Annotated in this window: 1 protein-coding gene; it reads left to right on the top strand. The window is 40.6% G+C overall.

What is annotated here, in order from left to right; all coding sequences use genetic code 11:
- Positions 1-547 precede the first annotated feature (547 nt).
- Positions 548-1,474: a restriction endonuclease gene (locus HMPREF2955_RS08285; RefSeq protein WP_070722574.1), complete on the top strand. Its 927-nt coding sequence runs from the start codon at positions 548-550 to the stop codon at positions 1,472-1,474.
- Positions 1,475-1,935 lie beyond the last annotated feature (461 nt).

Below are 1,935 nucleotides of genomic sequence, written 5' to 3'. Positions count from 1 at the left end.
CAAGGTAAAATGGTGCAAAACGCAGTGCGAAATGCGGCAAAACACGAGGCAATACGTATAAATATCCACCGTTATGGTATAAAAAAGACCTTTACAAGCCATTAAAAACATGGCTAAAAAGGGCAAAATAGCTATTAAAAAGTGGAGTTTTAGGGGGTAAAAGTGGAGAATTGGGCTTTAAAAATTACGATACAGCAACCAAACTAGAAAGGCTAAAAGGTGCAAAATGCAGGTCCAGTTCTCAAAAACGGACAAACTAGAGGGTGTGAAAAGTTAGAAATAGTAGCTATTTACCAACTTTTTAACCAATATCCGCGCTAGAATGGAGCAGAAACCAGGACGTGTTTTGTAAAACAAATCATAAATTTTAAAACTTAAAATTGGCAAGTTGACGAGTTGACAAGTTTTGGGGTTGCAAGTAAACGCTTACTATGTTCAATTTACTACTTGTCACTTACCAAATGCAGATTAGTCCACTTTAAATTGCATAATCACATTATTTTTTCTTATTTTTGCATCCACAATTATTTACTAACAATCTGTTTATATGATACCAACGTTTCAGCAAATTCGCACACAAGTGCTGAGAACACTAAATGCAGGTGGCGTTATGCGGGCGAAAGACCTTCGAACACCATTGGCAAAACACTTTAACCTTACCGATGAAGAGCTTAATACAAAATACGATTCGGGTAATGGAGAAATATTTCTAGACCGTATTTCTTGGGCCTTGTCTTATCTTTTTATGGCAAAACTGGCAGAAAAGCCAAGACGGGGCGACTACACCATCAGCCAAAAGGGAAAAGAACTAGTTGTTTCGTGCACCGACGAAGAGATTAACAAGTATATAGACGACACCGTGAGCAAACCTAGGAAGACCTCTGGGGAAACGGATAAAGTGATAGATGCCACCATCATGGCATCTAATAACGAACTTACACCACAAGAGGGGCTGTACGAATCGTACGAAAACATCAAGAAGTCGATACAATCAGACATTCTAGCGACGATATTAAACAAAAAGCCACAAGCCTTTGAAAGGTTGGTTGTTGAACTGTTGCAGGCTATGGGCTATGGCGGGGAGATTAAAAATGCAGGCGTCGTAACCAAGCTTTCTAACGACGGAGGTATCGACGGCATCATTAAAGAAGATGTGCTTGGCTTTAATCATATTTCCATTCAAGCCAAACGATATGCCGCAAACAACCATGTTGGGCGCAATGATGTGCAGGCTTTCGTGGGCGCAGTTGCTGGAACGCCATCTAAAAAGGGGGTGTTTATTACCACTTCCGACTTTACCAAAGGTGCGATAGATTATGTTGAAAGCCTTAATGGTTCGCCAACTATCATCTTGATTAACGGCACGCAACTCACAGAATACATGTACGAGTGCGGACTAGGTCTGCAAGAAGAAAGGGTTTTCAAAGTAATGAAACTCGATAGAGACTTTTGGGATGCGATGGACGACGAATAAAGGTGAAAGGGTGAAAAGGTGAAAGGGTGAAAAGGTGAAAGGATAGGAAAGGTGAAAAGGTGAAAAAATGGTTGCGCCGTTAAAGGTGAAAAAGTGAAAAGGTGAAAAGGTGAAAAAATGACTGCGCCGTTAAAGGTGAAAAGGTGAAAAAATGACTGCGCCATCTATACATTTGGCTTAACTCCTTAACTCCATAACTCCTTTAACCCCAAAAGATGAAAGGGTGAAAAAATGGCTGCGCCATCTGTACATTAGGCTTAACTCCTTAACTCCATAACTCCTTTAACTCCAAAAGATGAAAAGGTGAAAAAATGGCTGCGCCATCTGTACATTTGGCTTAACTCCATAACTCCTTTAACTCCTAAAGATGAAAGGGTGAAAAGATGCTGATGCCCTCCGCACATTGTGATTGGCTAGCTTCACCTTCTCACCCTTTCACCTTTCCTATCTTTTCACCCTTT

This window comes from Prevotella sp. HMSC073D09, from assembly GCF_001814145.1.
GTDB classification, from domain to species: Bacteria; Bacteroidota; Bacteroidia; order Bacteroidales; family Bacteroidaceae; genus Prevotella; species Prevotella conceptionensis.
The sequence above is the reverse complement of the archived record's forward strand: the minus strand, read 5'-3'. Positions and strand labels throughout refer to the sequence as shown.

What these genes read in the sequence shown, in the direction of transcription:
- HMPREF2955_RS08285 (WP_070722574.1), top strand. Translation starts at nt 548, where the DNA reads ATGATACCAACGTTTCAGCAAATTCGCACACAAGTGCTGAGAACACTA.